The 18,886-nt window shown below is 65.6% G+C and carries 12 protein-coding genes and 1 pseudogene; 11 read left to right on the top strand and 2 right to left on the bottom strand.

Annotation, left to right across the window (positions count from 1 at the left end; all coding sequences use genetic code 11):
- The first annotated feature begins 98 nt into the window (after positions 1-98).
- From mmsA to QFZ33_RS07440, 10 genes are all read left to right on the top strand, one after another.
- Positions 99-1,655, top strand: coding sequence for a multiple monosaccharide ABC transporter ATP-binding protein (gene mmsA / locus QFZ33_RS07485; RefSeq protein WP_307026232.1), 1,557 nt, complete (start codon positions 99-101; stop codon positions 1,653-1,655).
- A gap of 44 nt (positions 1,656-1,699) precedes the next feature.
- Positions 1,700-2,977 carry a multiple monosaccharide ABC transporter permease gene (mmsB, locus tag QFZ33_RS07480; RefSeq protein WP_307026231.1) on the top strand — a complete coding sequence of 426 codons (1,278 nt, stop codon included), beginning with the start codon at positions 1,700-1,702 and terminating at the stop codon, positions 2,975-2,977.
- A gap of 53 nt (positions 2,978-3,030) precedes the next feature.
- Positions 3,031-4,131: a substrate-binding domain-containing protein gene (locus tag QFZ33_RS07475; RefSeq protein ID WP_307026229.1), complete on the top strand. Its 1,101-nt coding sequence runs from the start codon at positions 3,031-3,033 to the stop codon at positions 4,129-4,131.
- A 201-nt stretch (positions 4,132-4,332) separates the two neighbouring features.
- Entirely contained in the window at positions 4,333-5,790 is a 1,458-nt protein-coding gene (locus QFZ33_RS07470; RefSeq protein WP_307026227.1) for an ABC transporter permease, read from the top strand.
- Between the two features lie 2 nt (positions 5,791-5,792).
- A complete protein-coding gene (locus QFZ33_RS07465) occupies positions 5,793-6,500 on the top strand; it encodes an ABC transporter ATP-binding protein (protein ID WP_307026224.1) in 708 nt (235 codons plus the stop codon).
- A 193-nt stretch (positions 6,501-6,693) separates the two neighbouring features.
- A complete protein-coding gene (locus tag QFZ33_RS07460) occupies positions 6,694-7,764 on the top strand; it encodes a Gfo/Idh/MocA family protein (RefSeq protein WP_307026222.1) in 1,071 nt (356 codons plus the stop codon).
- A 123-nt stretch (positions 7,765-7,887) separates the two neighbouring features.
- Positions 7,888-9,084, top strand: a complete 1,197-nt coding sequence (locus QFZ33_RS07455) for a hypothetical protein (RefSeq protein ID WP_307026219.1) — start codon at positions 7,888-7,890, stop codon at positions 9,082-9,084.
- An 87-nt stretch (positions 9,085-9,171) separates the two neighbouring features.
- Positions 9,172-10,869 carry a hypothetical protein gene (locus QFZ33_RS07450; RefSeq protein ID WP_307026216.1) on the top strand — a complete coding sequence of 566 codons (1,698 nt, stop codon included), beginning with the start codon at positions 9,172-9,174 and terminating at the stop codon, positions 10,867-10,869.
- A gap of 355 nt (positions 10,870-11,224) precedes the next feature.
- On the top strand, positions 11,225-12,349 hold the full coding sequence (locus tag QFZ33_RS07445) for a serine/threonine-protein kinase (RefSeq protein ID WP_373427335.1): 1,125 nt from the start codon (positions 11,225-11,227) through the stop codon (positions 12,347-12,349).
- Positions 12,346-12,882: a mucin-associated surface protein gene (locus QFZ33_RS07440; RefSeq protein ID WP_307026212.1), complete on the top strand. Its 537-nt coding sequence runs from the start codon at positions 12,346-12,348 to the stop codon at positions 12,880-12,882. The genes QFZ33_RS07445 and QFZ33_RS07440 overlap by 4 nt, the downstream gene beginning before the upstream one ends.
- Positions 12,883-12,933: 51 nt before the next feature.
- Here QFZ33_RS07440 and QFZ33_RS07435 read toward each other — a convergent pair whose 3' ends face one another.
- Entirely contained in the window at positions 12,934-15,150 is a 2,217-nt protein-coding gene (locus QFZ33_RS07435) for a catalase (protein ID WP_307026210.1), read from the bottom strand.
- A 272-nt stretch (positions 15,151-15,422) separates the two neighbouring features.
- Here QFZ33_RS07435 and QFZ33_RS07430 point away from each other — a divergent pair, with 272 nt between their 5' ends.
- Positions 15,423-16,361, top strand: a complete 939-nt coding sequence (locus QFZ33_RS07430) for an SRPBCC family protein (protein ID WP_307026209.1) — start codon at positions 15,423-15,425, stop codon at positions 16,359-16,361.
- A gap of 119 nt (positions 16,362-16,480) precedes the next feature.
- Here QFZ33_RS07430 and QFZ33_RS07425 read toward each other — a convergent pair.
- Positions 16,481-18,701 (bottom strand): annotated as a pseudogene (locus QFZ33_RS07425) (NADP-dependent isocitrate dehydrogenase).
- Positions 18,702-18,886: the final 185 nt, after the last annotated feature.

Genomic DNA, 18,886 nt, shown 5'->3' with positions numbered 1-18,886 from the left:
TTGACGACAAGGGCATGCTCCATCTACTTTTTTCATCAGACGGCCCTGCGGATTGCAGGGAAGACAACGAAGTCAATGCATTGGAGGCGTAAGGGCACATGACGTCCCTCAACACGCAGAGCGAGCCGGTTCTTCTGGAGATGCGCTCCATCACCAAGGAATTCCCTGGCGTTAAAGCCTTGTCCGATGTGAGCCTGACGGTAAAGGCCGGCGAAATCCACGCGATCTGCGGGGAGAACGGTGCCGGAAAGTCGACGCTGATGAAGGTCCTCTCCGGCGTGTACCCCTACGGCAGCTACGACGGCGACATCGTGTACCAAAACGAGGTGCAGCAGTTCAAGGACATCCGGGCCAGCGAGCACGCCGGCATCGTGATCATCCACCAGGAGCTGGCGCTCATTCCGGAGCTCTCCATCACGGAGAACATCTTCCTGGGCAACGAACCGGTCAAGCGCGGGGTGATCGACTGGGCCGAAGCCCGCACCCGTTCCCGCGAACTGCTCGCAAGGGTGGGCCTGCGCGAGGACCCGGACACCCCGATCAAGGAAATCGGCGTCGGCAAGCAGCAGCTGGTGGAGATCGCCAAGGCGCTGAACAAGTCCGTGAAGCTCCTCATCCTGGACGAGCCCACAGCTGCGCTGAACGAATCGGACTCCCAGCACCTGCTGGACCTGATCCTGGGCCTGAAGGGCCGCGGCATCACGTCCATCATCATTTCCCACAAGCTCAACGAGATCGAGCAGATCGCGGACTCCATCACGATCATCCGTGACGGCAAGTCCATTGAGACGCTCAACGTGAAGGCCGACGGCGTCGACGAGGACCGCATCATCAAAGGCATGGTGGGGCGCACCCTGGAATCGCGCTTCCCGGACCACGAACCCAAGATCGGGGACAAGCTGTTCGAGGTCAAGGACTGGACTGTGGGGCACCCGCAGGTGCAGGACCGCCTGGTCTGCAAGGGTTCGAACTTCTTCGTCCGCCGCGGCGAGATCGTCGGCTTCGCCGGGCTGATGGGCGCCGGCCGCACCGAACTGGCACGGTCCGTGTTCGGCCGTTCCTACGGCCGCTTCATCAGCGGCCGGATCTACAAGAACGGCAAGGAACTTCACCTCAAGAGCGTCAAGCAGGCCATCGACGCCGGTCTGGGCTACGTCACGGAAGACCGGAAGTCGCTGGGCCTGAACCTGCTGGACGACATCAAGACCACCACCGTCTCGGCCGCGCTGCACAAGATCAGCAAGCACTTCGTAGTGGATGCCAACAAGGAATTCACCGTGGCTGAGCAGTACCGCAAGTCGCTGCGCACCAAGACGCCGTCCGTGGAGGAAGGTGTGGCCAAGCTCTCCGGCGGCAACCAGCAGAAGGTGGTCCTGGCCAAGTGGATGTTCACCGATCCTGACCTGCTGATCCTGGACGAGCCCACCCGCGGCATCGACGTCGGGGCCAAGTACGAGATCTACGGGATCATCCAGCAACTGGCCAACCAGGGCAAGGGAGTCATTGTCATCTCCTCCGAATTGCCTGAACTGCTGGGCCTCTCCGACCGCATCTACACCATTTTCGAAGGCGCCATCACCGGCGTCCTGGACAGGGACGACGCCAGCCAGGAAAGCCTCATGAAACTCATGACTTCCGCCAGAAAAACCGCCTGAACCTCTGGAATCCTCCAGAACCTTCCAGAACAAGGACTGACACAATGAACGCGCTCAAGAAGCTCTTTGGCGGCAACACCCGTCAATTCGGCATGATCTTCGCCCTGGTTGCACTGATCGTTTTCTTCCAAATCGCCACCGAAGGCCGCACGCTCACCCCGGGCAACGTCATCAACCTCTTCAATGGCAACTCCTACATCCTGATCCTGGCCATCGGCATGGTGCTGGTGATCATCGCTGGCCACATCGACCTGTCGGTCGGCTCCGTGGCGGCATTTGTCGGCGTCACAGTGGCCCTGGCCATCAGGGACTGGGGCATCCCCTGGTATCTGGGCATTCTGCTCGGACTCGCGCTGGGAGCCCTGATCGGCGCCTGGCAAGGGTTCTGGACGGCCTATGTGGGGATTCCAGCCTTCATCGTGACGCTGGCCGGCATGCTGCTGTTCCGCGGCTTCAACCAGTTCGTCGGAAAGTCCAACACCATCCCCGTCCCCGCCGATTTCCAGTACATCGGTTCCGGCTACCTTCCCGAGGTCGGCCCGAACACCGGGTTCAACAACCTCACCCTGCTGCTCGGCCTGCTGGGCGTCGCGTTCGTGATCTTCAGTGAACTCCGCGCCCGCCGCACCGCCAAGGCCCTCGGCGCCGAGGTCCCCGAGGGCTGGGTCGTCGTCACCAAGCTCGTGCTGGTCTGCGGCGCCATCCTGTACGCCACGTACCTGTTCGCCACGGGCCGGCCGGGAACCTCGTTCCCGATCCCCGGCCTCATCCTTGCCGTCCTGGTTCTGATCTACGGTTTTGTCGCCTCCAAAACCGTCGTCGGCCGCCACATCTACGCGGTTGGCGGCAACCGCCACGCGGCCGAGCTCTCCGGCGTCCAGTCCAAGAAGGTCAACTTCCTGGTCATGATGAACATGGCCATCCTCGCTGGCCTCGCCGGCATGATCTTCGTGGGCCGTTCCACGGCCTCCGGACCGTTCGACGGCGTGGGCTGGGAACTGGACGCCATCGCAGCTGTGTTCATTGGCGGTGCAGCGGTGACCGGCGGCGTGGGTACCGTGATCGGCTCGATCGTCGGTGGCCTGGTCATGGCCGTGCTGAACAACGGCCTGCAGCTCCTCGGCGTCGGCGCCGACCTGACCCAGATCATTAAGGGCCTGGTCCTGCTGATCGCCGTCGCGTTCGACGTCTACAACAAGAGCCAGGGCAAGCGCTCCATCATCGGCATGCTGACGCAGAGCTTCAACCGCCCCAGCGGCGGCACCCCGCTCCAGCCTGACGAAGTTACTTCCACGAAAGAAACCATCTCCCGGGAAGCCTGAGCCCTGCCGCTCCCCGGAAGCATGTCCCACCCCTAAAGAAAGTGAACCAAGCAATGCGAATGATTGGTAAAGCAGGAAAGGCGGCAGCGATCGCTGCCATTGCGGCACTGGCGCTGACAGCCTGCGGCCGTTCCGATACCGGCACAACGGGCGGCGGAACCGCCGGCGGCGAGGCCTTCCCCAAGGGCTCCTCGATCGGCGTCGCACTCCCCCAGAAGACCAGTGAGAACTGGGTCCTGGCAGAGAAGCTGTTCAACGACGGCCTCAGCCAGGCAGGCTTCAAGCCGGATGTACAGTTCGCCAACGCCGGCGTATCCGAGCAGCAGAACCAGATCAGCGCCATGATCACCAAGGGCGCCAAGGTCATCATCGTCGGCGCAATCGACGGCGCCCAGCTCGGCACCCAGCTGAAGCAGGCCAAGGACGCCGGCGCCACCATCATCGCTTACGACCGCCTGCTGCTGAACACCGAGAACGTGGACTACTACGTGGCCTACGACAACTTCAAGGTCGGTGAGCTCCAGGGCCAGGCGCTGCTGGACGGCTTGAAGGCCAAGAAGCCTTCCGGCCCCTACAACATCGAGCTCTTCGCCGGCTCCCCTGACGACGCCAACGCGAGGGTCTTCTTCGACGGCGCCATGAGCGTCCTGAAGCCGAAGATCGACGACGGCACCCTCAAGGTGCTTTCCGGCCAGACATCCTTCGAACAGGCCGTAACCCAGGCTTGGAAGAGTGAAAACGCCCAGAGGCGCGCCGATACCCTCCTGAGCGGCTCCTACAGTAGCGCTCCCCTGGACGGCGTACTGTCCCCGAATGATCTTCTGGCCCGCGCCGTGCTGACGTCTGTCAAGGCCGACGGCAAACCTGTTCCGGTCATCACCGGGCAGGACTCCGAGGTTCAGTCCGTCAAGTCCATCATGGCCGGCGAGCAGTACTCCACCATCAACAAGGACACCCGCAAGCTCGTTGAGCACGCGATCACCATGGTGAAGGACATCCAGGCCGGCAAGACGCCTGAGATCAACGACGACAAGTCTTACAACAACAAGGTCAAGACCGTTCCGGCCTACCTGCTGGAGCCGGTCATCGTGACCAAGGAAAACGTCAAGACGGCCTACGTGGACGATCCGGTCCTCGGCCCGATCACCAAGTAACACCGCAGGCGCTGTCTCCACAGAGCCCCGGCTCCCCCGCAAGTGACCAGTTCACCAGGGAGGGCCGGGGCTCTTCCTTTGCCGCGCCCGGGTGTCTCTTCACAGCGCAAACATAGGTTCGGCCCGTTTCGCGCACAGCAGCGGGTACCAGTGTGGGATCCGAAGCCGGCCAATTCCCGGCATGTGATCCCAAGGAGTGCAGTGAGCGTCCTCGCCCGAAGTGTAGGCAATGCGTTTAGAAACAAGGTCCGAACAGCGGCGGTTGTGGCCGTATTGGCGGTCGCCATTGGCCTGGCTTTGGCCATGCTGGTGGCCAACCAGGCCGTGGGCGCCAAAGTCCAGGAGCTGAACGCCTCGGTGGGGACCGTGCTGACGGTGAACCCGGCCGGCGGCCAGGGCTTCGAAGGCGGCGGCGAGCCGCTCACCGCTGAGCAGGCAGCCACGGCGGCGGACGTCCCGAACGTGACCGCCGTCGTCGGAACCAAGGCGCTCAGGCTGCGCAACGCGACCGAGGCCGCAGCACAGACGGCAGCCGGCACCCAGACCGGCCCGGGCGGCGGGCAGGGCGGCCCCGGCGGTCAGACCACCACCACGCTGACCACCAGCCTCACCGCGGCAGTCGACGCCGGAACGCTGGGCGCGCGCAACCAGGACAGCTCCGGAACAACCGGAACCACGGGAAGTACCGGGACCACCGCAACTACCCAGCCGGCGCGGTCCCTTCCCATCACGGCCACCGGCACCGGCGCAGAGGTGGACAGCACCGGCAAGGCACTTGAACTGACCTCAGGCACCGGGCTGGGTGACTACACGGCCGAGTCCAGCAAGGCGCTGCTGGGCACCACCCTTGCTGAAAAGAACAACCTCAAGGTCGGCTCCACCTTCACGATCAACAGCAAGACCTTCACCGTCGCCGGCCTGTTCGACGCCGGCACCACGTTCGGCAACAACGCCCTATACGTCACGCTCCCCACCGCCCAGACCCTGGCCGAGCTGCCGGGCGAACTGTCCACGATGACCGTCACGGTGGACAGCATGGAGAACGTCGACGCCGCCAAGACGGCACTGCAGAACGCTCTCGGCACCGACAAGGCAGACGTCACGCAGGGCCAGCGCAACCTCGAGACCGCCGTCACCTCGCTGGACAGCGTCAAGAGCATCTCCATGGTGGCGTTCATCGCGGCACTGGGTACCGCTGGGCTCATCATCCTGCTGATCATGATCATGCTGGTCCGCGAGCGCCGCCGCGAAATCGGCGTTCTGAAGGCCATCGGCGCACCCAACCGCACCATCGGCCTGCAGTTCGTGCTCGAGGCCCTGGTCCTGGTGGCGCTCGGCAGCGTGGTGGGCGCCGTCATCGCCTCCTTCGCCAGCGGCAGCATCGCCTCCGCGCTGGTCAGCTCCAGCACCAGCACGACGGCGGCCCCCACCGGGCAGCGCGGCGGCGGACTCGCCGGCGCGTCCGGCGGATTCCCCGGCGGCCAGGGCGGACCGTTTGGCGGCGCCTCCCAGCTGCTCACCTCCGTCACCGCCAGCGTGTCCCCCGGCATCCTTGCCGCCGGCATCGCGGCAGTGTTCGGCGTCGCCATCATCGGCGCGCTGGTTCCGGCCCTGCTCACCGCCCGCATCCGCCCCATCGAAGTCCTCCGAGGAGAATAGCCATGATTGAAGTCAAGGATCTGGTCCGCACGTTCAAGTCCGGCGACCGCACCATCAAGCCGGTCAACGGCGTCAGCTTCGAGCTGGAGCAGGGCACGCTGGCGTCCATCGTGGGCAAGAGCGGCAGCGGCAAGAGTACTCTCTTGTCCCTCCTGGGCGCGCTGGACAAGCCCACCAGCGGAGACGTCGTCGTCAACGGCGTGAGTTTGGCGGGCATGCCGGACGGCAAGCTGACTCAGTACCGGCGCCGGGACATCGGCTTCGTGTTCCAGCAGTTCAACCTGGTGCCCAACTTGTCCGCGCTGGATAACGTCATGCTGCCCATGGAGTTCGCCGGGGTGCGGAAGGCGACTCGGGCAGAGCGGGCACGGGCACTGCTGGAGCAGGTGCAGCTCGATCCGGACAAGCACGGCCGCCGCATCAACCGGCTCTCCGGCGGCGAGCAGCAGCGCGTGGCCATCGCCCGGGCCCTCGCCAACGAACCCAAGCTGATCCTCGCCGACGAGCCCACGGGCAACCTCGATGAACAGACGGGCGAGCACATCATCGAACTGCTCAGCTCCCTCAGCCACGACCACAACACCACCATCCTCGTGGTCACGCACGACCGCACGCTCGCCAACAAGACGGACCGCCGGTTCCGGCTGCAGCAGGGCAGGCTGACGGAGGAACCCGTCCGGGGCCGCGCTGCGGAGCCGGCGGCAGTCTAGGTCGCCGTCGACGCTCTAAGTAGCCGGCAGTCGGGTTTGCACGGAAAGGTGGGGGCGGGCCGAACACCCTCCCTCACCTTTCGCACGTTCCAACTCGATCCTTCCTCACCTTTCGCAGGTTTTTACCCGATCCTTCCTCACTTCCTGCCGGTTTTGACCGAACGCTCCCGCACGCGGGTGAGAGGATGGCGTCATGACGTCACCGATCGCCAAGCCGTGGCTCTTCAGCCAGTCCAACCAGGATCCCCTTGCCGCCACAGGCCGCCGGCTGCGCTGGGGTGTCATTGCCACCGGCCGGATCGCTTCCCTGGTGTCGCGGGACTTGGCGCTTCTGGAGGACGCGGAACTGTACGCCGTCAGCTCCCGTGCCCAGAACACCGCGGACGCGTTTGCAGGCGAGTTCGGCTTTGCCGTGGGGTACGGGGACGACGGCGGACAGCACGGCTATGAACGGCTCCTCGCCGACGACTCTGTGGACGTGGTCTACGTGGCCACGCCGCACGCCCAGCACCACCGGGTGGTGCTGGCTGCGCTTCGGGCAGGCAAGCATGTGCTCTGCGAAAAGGCGTTCACCATCAACGCCCGTGAGGCTGCCGAGCTTATCGACGTGGCCCGCGAAAAGAAGCTGTTCCTGATGGAAGCCGTGTGGAGCCGCTTCCTGCCCAGCATGCAGAGGGCCTTCGAGATCGCGCATTCCGGCGAACTCGGCACCGTCCAGTGGGTCACTGCGGACCTAGGCTTCCCGGCGCCCTACTCTCCCACCGCCAGGCTCTGGGCCGTCCAGGACGGCGGCGGCGCGCTTCTGGACATCACCGTCTACCCGCTGCTGTGGGCCCTCGGGACCTTGGGTTTCCCGCAGACGGTCAGTGCCATGGGCACTTTGAACGACGACGGCGTGGACGCCCAGAATGCGCTTACGCTGGGGTACCACGACGGTGCGCAGGCACAGCTCACCTCGTCCCTGCTCGCCCACGGCCCCCGCGCCGCAACTGTTGCCGGCAGCCTGGGGTACCTGCAGACACTCGGCTCGATCAACAACCCCAAAAAGCTGGTGGTGGGGATCGGGCAGGAGACACCCCGGACGGAACACTTCGAGGTGACGGGGCGGGGTTATACGTACGAGCTTCGTGAGGTGACCCGGTGCGTCCAGCAGGGCCTCACCGAGAGCCCGGTCATGCCACTGGAGGACTCACTCAACACGATGCGGCTGTTCGACGGCGTGCGCGCCCAGCTCGGTGTCGCGTATCCGAACGATGCCCACTGAGGAGCCTTCCGGCCTTTCATCGAATCGGAAGAATTATTCTCCCGGGTCTGGACTCTCACTTTGGGGCAGGCTTAGGCTGTAGTCGATCGTCGGTTCACTCGATGGGCTTTGGGGGTGGTAAGCATGACCATTGCGGCTTTGTCGTGGTCTGCGCTGCGCCCTTTGCGCCCGGTTCTTTTGGCCGGCGCGGCTGCTGCGGCCTGGCTGGCGGTATCCGCCCCGGCGGCCGACGCCGATAATTCACACGGAACTGATGTGCTGGCCGGCAGCATTTCCTCGGCCGTCTCGTCCGTCAAAGGCAGTACGGACAGCGTGGCGGGGAGCGTTGGCGCGCTGGTCTCCCCGAAAGCACATGAAGCCGGCGTCGTTGCTCAGCCCACGCCGGCTGTAGCTCCCCTGCCGCTTCCGGCCGTCGATCCGGCTGCCCTCCCGGCATCATTTCCGGCTACGGTTGCGCCGGCGCCGGCCGAACAGGCTACGGTGGTTGCGACGCCACCTGTGACTCCCGTTCCTTCCATGCCCGCGCCACCTGTCGCCGTCGTTTCTCCGGTTGTGGCGGACATTGTGGAGCCCGCTGACGCCGCTCTCGGCGGACAGCCTATGGGCGAGGCGCTTCCTGATGACACCGTGGCTGGAGTTACCGGCCCCGTAGCCTCCGTTGCTGATGGAGCGCTGACGGACACGGCCGAAACTATCGTGAAGCCTGTGGCTGAGGCCGTTAAGCCAGTAGCCGAGGTCGTGGAACCAGTAACCGACGTCGTGAGCCCGGCGACTGATACTGTCGAGCTTCCCGTCGAGACGGTCACTGACGTGCCCAGCCAGGCACCTCCTCTCACGGCACCGATCACCGTGCCCGTCAGGGACGTCGTGGCGGGTGCTGTCGCGGTTCCAGAATGGCTACCCGCAGTCGACCTCGCCGAAACGAGGCAAATTTCCACAAGTCCAGAGGCCTCGCTTGGCATCGTCGCCGGGCCCTCTGTGGCGTCCGCGCTGCCTGTCCACCCGGCCGTCGGATCACCTGCTCATTTCAGCCACCCTGTTGCGCCGAAAGCTGCCAACCCCACGGGATCCGCCCCTGAGGTTCCCGCCGGCGGAGACTCGCCATCCGGTGAAGACCGCACGCCATCACCGGAGGCGTTGCTTCCGGCTCCGGCCTCGGGCTCGGGAAGCGGCACGTCATCCGGTGGCCCTTCCGCTTCGGCCGCCTGGCTGAACAGCCCCTTTGAATACCTGCCGCTCATGGGCTTTGTCCCTGTCAGCGGACCCCTTCAGCATGTTCCTTCGCCGGTGGCCATCGACCCCGGCTCCTCTCCTGACTAGTTGGGCCCCTTCTGCCTCCCTGCGGCAGACACACGGCCAATCAGGTTGCCATGAGCACCTGACAACAACTTTTCAGGAGACATCACAATGCACCAGACAGTTCGCAGGGGCCTATTAGGCACCCTCTTTGCCGGCGGGCTACTTGCCCTCGGCGCAACCGCGGCGAGCGCGGATACCACTGCCACGGGCGCGGTCAACATCGCGTCTGAAACCGCTTCAGCGGACCTAAATGCTTCGACGTCGCTGGGTCTGCTGGGTGGCCCAGCGCCGTCGAATTCTTCCGCGGTCAACGTCAATGCCGACCTCAACACGGGTACCTCGAACGGCAGCACTGCCGCCGTGGCACCGGCCGCCACCGCCCTGGTCGACGTCAATCTCGGTGGCACGGGAACGGGAACTGGGACGACTGCTCCTGCGTCTGACGCCACCGCCGTGGTCGACGTACACCTCGGCAACACGACGACGGGTACCACCCCGGCTGCTCCCGTAGCCGACGGCGCCGCCGTGGTCGACGTCAACCTCGGCAACACCGCAGTGACGGGAACGGACACCACTGTTCCCGCCGCCAACGTGGCAGCCGCCGCAGACGTCAACCTCGGCAACACCACAGTGACGGGAACCGACACCACTGTTCCCGCCGCAGACGTGGCAGCCCTGGTCGACGTCAACCTCGGCAACACCACAGTGACGGGAACCGACACCACTGTTCCCGCCGCCAACGTGGCAGCCCTGGTCGACGTCAACCTCGGCAACACCACAGTGACGGGAACCGACACCACTGTTCCCACCGCCAACGTGGCAGCCGCACTCGACGTCAACCTCGGCAACACCGCGGTGACGGGAACCGACACCACTGTTCCCGCCGCAGACGTAGCAGCCGCACTCGACGTCAACCTCGGCAACACCACAGTGACGGGAACCGACACCACTGTTCCCACCGCCGACGTCGCAGCCCTGGTCGACGTCAACCTCGGCAACACCACCGGCACGGGAACCGACACCACTGTTCCCACCGCCGACGTCGCAGCCCTGGTCGACGTGAACCTCGGAAACACCACGGGAACTGGTAGCACGACTCCGGCCGCAGACGTGGCAGCCGCACTCGACGTCAACCTCGGCAACACGGGTTCTTTGGGAAGTGGTGCTGAAGGCACCGTTGACCTCGGGCTCGGCACGGTGACTGATGCATCCGTGGACCTGGGTGTCGACTTGGGCATCGGACTTGGCGCAGGAACTGTGACAACGCCGCCTGCCGCTGATCCCGGTGATGGAACCGGCAACGGCTCCGATCCGGGTGACGGAACGGATGGAACCGGTACCGATGGAGCCGGAACCGGAACCGACGGCACGGGCACTGATGGAACCGCCACAGACGGAACCGGAACCGACGGCACGGGCACTGATGGAACCGCCACAGACGGAACCGGAACCGACGGCACCGACGCCACAGACGGAACCGCGACGACCGGCACCGACGGTAGTGGCACCGGCACGGACACCACCGGTGGAGCCGCAACTGGCACCGACACCGCAACTGGCACGGACAATGGCACTGTGACCACGACTTCGGGTGCTGCCATCCTGCCCGCCGGCTCCCTGACAACAGGCGCCTCTGCATCGGCCAACACCGCAAACACCGCAAACACGGCAAACGTGGCCACGGGCAACATGGCCACTGCACAGCAGATGCTCGCCAACACCGGAGCCGACGCTGGACTGCTGCCAGTCGCCCTGGTCCTGCTCGCCATCGGCGCGCTGCTGGTGATCCGCAGGAAGAAGGCCTAACGGTCCGGATCCTGTCCGGACAGGAATAACCGCCCTTCGTCGGCGGTCCGCATCGCGGCAGTCCTCTGGACTACCGGGTGCCGGGCCGCCGGCGAAGCCTCGCGCCCGCAAGCCGCGCCCCCGCCCGCCGGGAACCGGGCGTTCGGGAACCGGGCGTTCGGGAACCGGGCGTTCGGGAACCGGGCCACTCCCAGGAAATCAACCAGCGACCTCAATTAGTAAGTAGACGTATTACTCTTAACACCGAGCCAGAACTGAGAAGGACGGCAACGTGTTGAAAGAAACGCACAGCGGGGTGACAACGGAGGTACTGGGCGGGCGCTACCTGCTGGGTGGGGTGATCGGACGCGGCGGGATGTCGTCGGTCTATACTGCCAGGGACCAGAACCTCGGCAGGGACGTGGCCCTGAAGCTTTTCGCCCCCCAAGCCGCAGATGCCGATGAACTCAAACGCCAGGAAGCCGAGATCCGGCTCCTGGCGACGCTGAACCATCCCAGCCTTGTCACGCTTTTCGACGCCGGCGTGGATACCCGCGTCCCGGACCAGCCCAGGCCCTTCCTCACCATGGAACTCGTGGATGGGCAGGACCTGCGCAGCCGCCTCCGGCACAGCCGGGTTCCGCTCGAGGAACTGTCCGTCATCGGCGCCGGGATCGCGGATGCCCTAGCCTACGTTCATGGGCTGGGCATCATCCACCGCGACATCAAACCCGCCAACATTCTCCTCATCCAGGTTCGTCCCGGCGAGCCGGTGCGGCCCAAACTGACGGACTTCGGCATTGCGCGGATCGTGGACGGGACCCGCCTCACGGCCACCGGCACCATGGTGGGCACAGCAGCGTACCTGAGCCCTGAGCAGGCGATGGGCTCCCCACTTTCGCCCGCGTCAGACATCTATTCGCTCGGCCTCGTGCTGCTTGAATGCATCAAGGGCACGATGGAGTATCCGGGCGGCGCGGTGGAATCGGCGGTGGCCCGGTTGCATCGGGCCCCTGAAATCCCTGCCGACCTGCCCACACAATGGCAGCACCTGCTGGCCTCCATGACCGCCCTCGACCCGCTGGAGCGGCCTTCCGCCGCTGATCTGGAAGTGGCTCTTCGGCACGCCCTCGTTTCACCGGATTCCGTTCCCGGAGACCTGGCCGAGGAGCACACCCGCGTTCTCCCCGCACTCCCGTCGCGGCCGCCGTCGATTCTTCCGGTCGGGCTTTCTGCGACGCAGACCACCGCCAAAACAACAGCCAAGACACCGGCCAGGTCAGCTACTTCCGGCCGGAGCAGCCGCGCGGCAGGCACGAAACGCCGGAGCCGGCGCTTTCGCATTGGCGCCGCCCTTGCTGCGGCAGTCCTGCTGGGCGGAGCCGCCGCCGTGACCGTCGCCGCCAATTCAGCTGTAACGCCCGACGTCGTTCCTTACCCCAGCGTGAGCGGCACCTTGGGCGACCATCTCGTGGAGCTCCAAAGGAGCGTTGAACCATGAGCCCAAGCCGGGCACCGGCCGTGTGGCGCCGGGCGATGACAGTCCTCACCGGGTGCATATTGGCAGCCGGACTGGCAGGCTGCGCCGGCGCCGCCCCGGAGCTCGAGACGAACGCGGCTGCAAAGTTTCAGCAGCTGGTCCTGGAGGTCACCAGGTCTGCTGCGGGAAGCAACCCTGCCGCCGCCCTGAAGTCCCTGGACCGTCTGTCCTCTGATCTGGATGCTGCGGCGGCTGCCGGGCAGGTTTCCTTCAAACGCCACCGGAGCATAACGGCGGCCATCAACTCCGTGCGGGCCGACCTCACGGCAGCGCAGGCAGCCAAAAAGGCGGCTGCGGAAGCTGCTGCCCAGGCTGCCGCCGCGAAGCCCACGGCAGCCCCGAAACCCTCACCGACGACTGCGCCCGCAGTGGTGGCCCCGACTCCCGCCCCTGCCCCCGTGCCGGCTCCCGCGAACAGCGGACGGCAGGACAACTCCGGCAAGGGCAGCTCGGAGGGGAGCAAGGACAAGGGTTCGGGCAAGAACAAGGACTAGTCCCCCGGGGACCAGCCCTTGTTCTTACTCGATCCGAAGCTTCTTACCCCGTCAGGAAGCAGCTGCCGGGAACCGCTCCCACGCCCGGTGGGCGGCCAGCAGCTCTTGGATCTGCGGAACCACCTGCCCGGCGCTGTCCCCCAGCACCACGCCTGCCGCATCGTCCGGGATGCTGGCCGCATCCACCCCTGCGGAGCCGGATCCCCACGCCCCGATGGCCTTGGCGTGGCGGAAGGCCTCTGACAGCAGCAACACGATGCGGGGATCAAGCGAAGCACCGGGATCTCCGGCCTTCGCGTCGAGCCCCTGTTCGGCATCGTCCGCCGGCGCCCCGGATCCTGCCACGATGACCGCGTCGAACTCGGTGGAGCGGGCGGTGAGGTAGGTCCGCTGAACCGGGATCCCGCCGTCGGACTCTCCCCCGAGCGTCCCGCCGGAAGGTGCGATCACCAGCGGCACGATGCCGGCGTCGTCGAGCGCCTTGCGGGCATCCCGGACGGCCTCCAGATCACTGGACTCGTCCGCCACAATTCCGACGACGCGGCCGGCCACCGGCCAGGTCTTCCCCAGCTGGGACACGGCGGGGCTAAGCTGGGCGTCCGGCACGTCCTCGGTGGCCTCAGGGGCGGGCATACCGAGCCCGCGGGCCACGGCGGCGCACAGCGAGGTATCGATGTTGGCCAGCGCGAGCAGCTGGCGCTCACGGACCGGCTTCTCGTAGCACTTGCCCAGTTCGAACGTGTAGGCGTGGATCACGTGGTCCTGTTCCACCGGCGTGAGGCTCCGGAAGAACAGCCGGGGCTGGCTGTAGTGGTCGTCGAAGGAAGCGGGATTCTTCCGCTGCTTGATGGCCTCGGCTACCGCTTCCGGGACATCCACGAACGCCCCGAGGTCTGCCCCGGCCTTGAACGGGCAGCCACCATCGAGGGAATTGGGCCGGTAGGGCGCCACCCCGGCGTGGACGGCGGTCTGGTGCATGCCGTCGCGCAGCATGTCGTTGACCGGAGCCTGCGGTCGGTTGATGGGGATCTGCGCGAAGTTCGGCCCGCCAAGCCGCGAAATCTGGGTGTCCAGGTATGAGAACAACCTGACCTGCAGCAGCGGGTCGTTGGTGACGTCAATGCCCGGGACGAGGTGCCCCGGATGGAAGGCCACCTGCTCTGTTTCCGCGAAGTAGTTGACCGGGTTGGCGTTGAGCGTCATCAGGCCGATCGGCTGCACCGGGGCGAGTTCCTCAGGCACAAACTTTGTGGGGTCAAGCAGGTCGATCCCCTCGAACATCTGGGTATCGGTGTCGGGGAAGGTCTGGATGCCCAGCTCCCACTCCGGGTAAGCGCCGCCCTCGATCGCATCGGCCAGGTCGCGCCGGTGGAAGTCCGGATCCATGCCGTTAATGATCTGGGCCTCCTCCCAGACCAGGGAATGCACGCCCTGCTTCGGCTTCCAGTGGAACTTGACGAGCGTCGTGGCGCCGGCGGCGTCAACCAGGCGGAAGGTGTGGACGCCGAAGCCTTCCATGGTTCGGTAGGAGCGCGGAATCCCGCGGTCGGACATGTTCCACATGGTGTGCGCCTGCGCCTCGGTGTGAAGGGACACGAAGTCCCAGAACGTGTCGTGGGCACTCTGGGCCTGCGGGATCTCGCGGTCCGGATGCGGCTTTGCGGCGTGCACGATGTCCGGGAACTTGATTCCGTCCTGGATGAAGAACACAGGAATGTTGTTGCCCACGAGGTCATAGGTTCCCTCGTCGGTGTAGAACTTGGTGGAAAATCCCCGCGTGTCGCGGACGGTGTCAGCGGACCCGCGTGAGCCCAGGACCGTGGAGAACCTGACGAACACCGGCGTTTCCACATCCTTGGCGAGAAAGCCTGCGCGGGTGATGTTGGCGGCCGTGCCGTACGAACGGAAGACGCCGTGGGCACCGGCGCCCCGAGCGTGCACCACGCGCTCCGGAATCCTCTCGTGGTCGAAGTGGGTGATCTTCTCCCGGAGGTGGTGGTCCTGGAGCAGGATCGGTCCCCGAGGCCCCGCCTTCAGCGAGTGGTCTGTGTCCGCCAGTCGGAGCCCCTGTGCGGTGGTCAGGTACTGGCCGGACTGCGCCCGGGAGTGTTCCGGCGCACCCGTGGGGCTGCCGGTCGGAGACACCGCTTCCGGCCCCTGCTGGTCCGGCTTGGGCGGCAGCGGTTCCCGCGGGGTGGTGGGTTCGACGACGGCGGGCTGCTCGCCTGCCGGCGCTCCCGGGATGTGGATAGCTGGTTCTTCAGGCACAGAGACGATCCTTTCCGAAACGGCGGCCTAGCCGGGCTCGGCCTCGGCGCTGGGCACCTGGCCGAAAGATAAGCCTGCTTAGTACCCTACGAAACCGAGTGGCCGCCCACAACCGCGGGCCGTCATTTGGCCTGCCTGAGCTTCATAGTCAGCAGACTTAGTTTCACTCTTCAAATGCCGACTGCTTCCCGCTACGTTGGAGGTGTTCCATCCGAACGAGGGCAATCAGAACCACGGGCTGTCCGCCCGTACGCCGAAGGAGTGAACCTAGCATGGCAACTGTCCAGGAATCGATCACCGTCGATGTCCCCGTACGCCAGGCCTACAACCAATGGACCCAGTTTGAGGATTTCCCCAATTTTATGAGCGGCGTCGACGCCGTCCGTCAGCTCGACGACACCACTGTTCATTTCGAAACCAGCATCGCCGGTGTGAAGCGCGAGTATGACGCCCAGATCACCGTCCAGGAGCCGGACCAACGGGTCACATGGGAGAGCCTGAATGAGCCACGCAATGCCGGCACTGTATGGTTCGAGTCCCTCGGCGCCAACGAAACCAAGGTGAACGTCGAGCTGACGTGGGAGCCCGAATCCGCGGTGGAGAAGCTCGGTGCGGCCACCGGACTCGATTCCCGGCAGGTCGCCTCGGACCTGAGAAAGTTCAAGAAATTCATCGAGGAACGCGACACGGAAACTGGCGCCTGGCGTGAAAGCGTGAGCGGTGGCGAGGTGGAAGGTGATACGGGTCCGACGGCGGCCGGCACGGGCGGCGGCGGCATGGGAACCGGCCTGGGGGCTGGCACCGTTGACGGGACAACGGGAGTCGGGACGACGGGAGTTGGGACGACGGGAGCCGGGACCACGGGTGCCGGGACAACGGGTGTCGGGACGACGGGAGCCGGGACAACGGGAGCAGGCGCAGGAGCCGGCGCAGGAGCCGGAGCGGCCGGCGTCGGCATGGGGACTACAGCAGCCGGCGGCAACGGCGACCCGGGCGCGAGCACCGGCTACTCCGAGGGGGCCGGCATGGACGCGGTGCCGGGCCGCAGCTACGAGTCAGGCGACGCCTACGACGCCTCGGCAACCGAGCGGCCCGTCAGCACGGACCCTGACATGGCGGTCGATGCCCCGTACGGGGACGACGACACCGGTGAGCCGCGGACCGAAACCCGGCACGCGGACACCCGCCGCGACGACATTCCCGACCGGTAGGTCAATCTGCAGGCCGGCAGTCCCGGCAAGCAAAGAAGCGCCCCGCTACTCAAACGAGTGGCGGGGCGCTCCTTTGGCTCGACAGTTCAGCCGCGGGCCGGAGAGTTGGCCCAGGCGAATCAGCTCAGGCTGGCAACGATCTTGTTGAGCGTCGCGGACGGCCGCATCACGGCGGCAGCCTTCTCGGCGTCCGGGCGGTAGTAGCCGCCGATGTCCACGGGCTGGCCCTGGACGCCCAGGAGCTCGGAAACGATGGCCTCCTCGTTGGAGGTCAGCGCGTCGGCGACCGATGCGAAGGAGTCTGCCAGTTCGGCGTCCTCGGTCTGCTTGGCGAGCTCCTGTGCCCAGTACTGCGCCAGGTAGTAGTGGCTGCCCCGATTGTCGAGTTCGCCCGCCCTGCGGCTCGGAGACTTGTTCTCGAGCAGGAACGTGCCGGTGGCGCGGTCCAGGGTGTCAGCCAAGACCTGCGCGCGGGCGTTGTCCGTGGTGTTGGCCAAGTGTTCGAAGCTGACGGCCAGGGCCAGGAATTCACCCAAGCTGTCCCAGCGCAGGTGGTTTTCCTTCAGCAGCTGCTGGACGTGCTTCGGAGCGGAGCCGCCGGCCCCGGTCTCGAAGAGGCCGCCGCCGTTGATCAGCGGAACGATGGACAGCATCTTGGCGCTGGTGCCCAGCTCCAGGATCGGGAAAAGGTCCGTGAGGTAGTCGCGGAGCACGTTGCCGGTGACGGAGATGGTGTCCTCGCCCTTACGGATGCGCTCCAGTGTGAAAGCGGTGGCCTTCACCGGGGACAGGATTTCGATCTGCAGGCCCTCGGTGTCGTGCTCCTGCAGGTATTCGCGGACCTTCTCGATGAGCTTGGCGTCGTGCGCACGGGTCTCGTCGAGCCAGAACACAGCGGGGGTCTGGGACGCGCGGGCGCGGTTTACGGCCAGCTTCACCCAGTCGCGGATGGGGAGGTCCTTGGTCTGGCAGGCGCGCCAGATGTCGCCCGGGGCAACTTCGTGTTCGATCAGGACGGTACCGGAGCCGTCGACCACCTGGATCTTGCCGGGGACCTGGGCCTCGAAGGTCTTGTCGTGGCTGCCGTACTCTTCTGCAGCCTGGGCCATGAGGCCCACGTTCGGAACCGTGCCCATGGTAGTGGGGTCGAAGGCGCCGTTGGCGCGGCAGTCGTCGAGGACGACCTGGTAGATGCCGGCGTAGGAGCTGTCCGGGAGGACTGCCAGAGTGTCGGCTTCCTGGCCGTCCGGGCCCCACATGTGGCCTGAGCTGCGGATCATGGCGGGCATGGAAGCGTCCACGATAACGTCGCTGGGGACGTGCAGGTTGGTGATGCCCTTGTCGGAGTCGACCATGGCGATCGCGGGGCCTTCTTCGAGGCCCTTCTTGACGGCTGCCTGGACGCCCTCGCGGACGTCCTCGGGCAGCTCGTCCAGTCCGTTGAGGATGGAGGCAAGGCCGTTGTTGGGGCTGAGTCCGGCCGCGGCGAGCTGCTTGCCGTAGGTGTCGAACAGCTCGGAGAAGTAAGCCTTGACCACGTGGCCGAAGATGATGGGGTCGGAGACCTTCATCATGGTGGCCTTCAAGTGTGCGGAGAAGAGCACGCCCTCTTCCTTGGCGCGGGCTACCTGTGCTGCCAGGAATTCGTCCAGGGCGGCGGCGCGCATCACGGTGCCGTCGATGACTTCGCCGGCGAGGACCGGGAAGGCCTTCTTCAGGACCTTGACCGTGCCGTCCTCGCGGACCAGCTGGATTTCGATGGTGCCGTCGGCGGGGGACCACCACGGACTTCTCGTTGGCGCGGAAGTCGTTGGCGTCCATGTGTGCCACGTTGGTCTTGGATTCCGGGGTCCAGGCACCCATGGAGTGCGGGTTCTGGCGGGCGTAGTTCTTGACCGACAGCGGTGCGCGGCGGTCCGAGTTGCCTTCACGCAGGACCGGGTTCACGGCGGAGCCCTTGATCTTGTCGTAGCGGGACCGGATCGCGGTCTCTTCGTCGGACGTGGGGTTGTCCGGGTAGTCCGGCAGCTTGTAGCCCTGGGACTGAAGCTCGGCGATGGCGGCCTTCAGCTGCGGGACGGATGCGCTGATGTTGGGGAGCTTGATGATGTTGGCTTCCGGCTTCTTCGCCAGTTCACCGAGTTCAGCCAGGGCGTCGCCGATCCGCTGCTCTTCAGTGAGGTAGTCGCCGAAGACGGCGATGATGCGGCCGGCCAGCGAAATGTCGCGGGTCTCCACCTGCACACCTGCCGTGGACGCGAACGCCTCGATGATCGGCAGGAACGAATATGTGGCCAGCATCGGCGCTTCGTCGGTGTGGGTATAGATAATTTTGGCCATGCTCGGGCGTCTCCCTGAAGGTCGGCTTGTATCTGGTATTCCGGCTATTTCACCAACCTTTAACTTACCCGAGGTGAACCGGATGAACCTTACCCGGGCTGCCGGATCCCCTTGGATTACCCCGTTCCCGTGTCTTCGCTCACACTATCCATTGTGCCCGGCGCGGTGGGGCTCTAATCTTTCTC

The organism is Arthrobacter globiformis (assembly GCF_030815865.1).
In the GTDB taxonomy this organism is placed as follows: Bacteria; Actinomycetota; Actinomycetes; order Actinomycetales; family Micrococcaceae; genus Arthrobacter; species Arthrobacter globiformis_B.
Note: the sequence above shows the minus strand (reverse complement) of the source record. Positions and strands in the feature narration are given on the sequence as shown.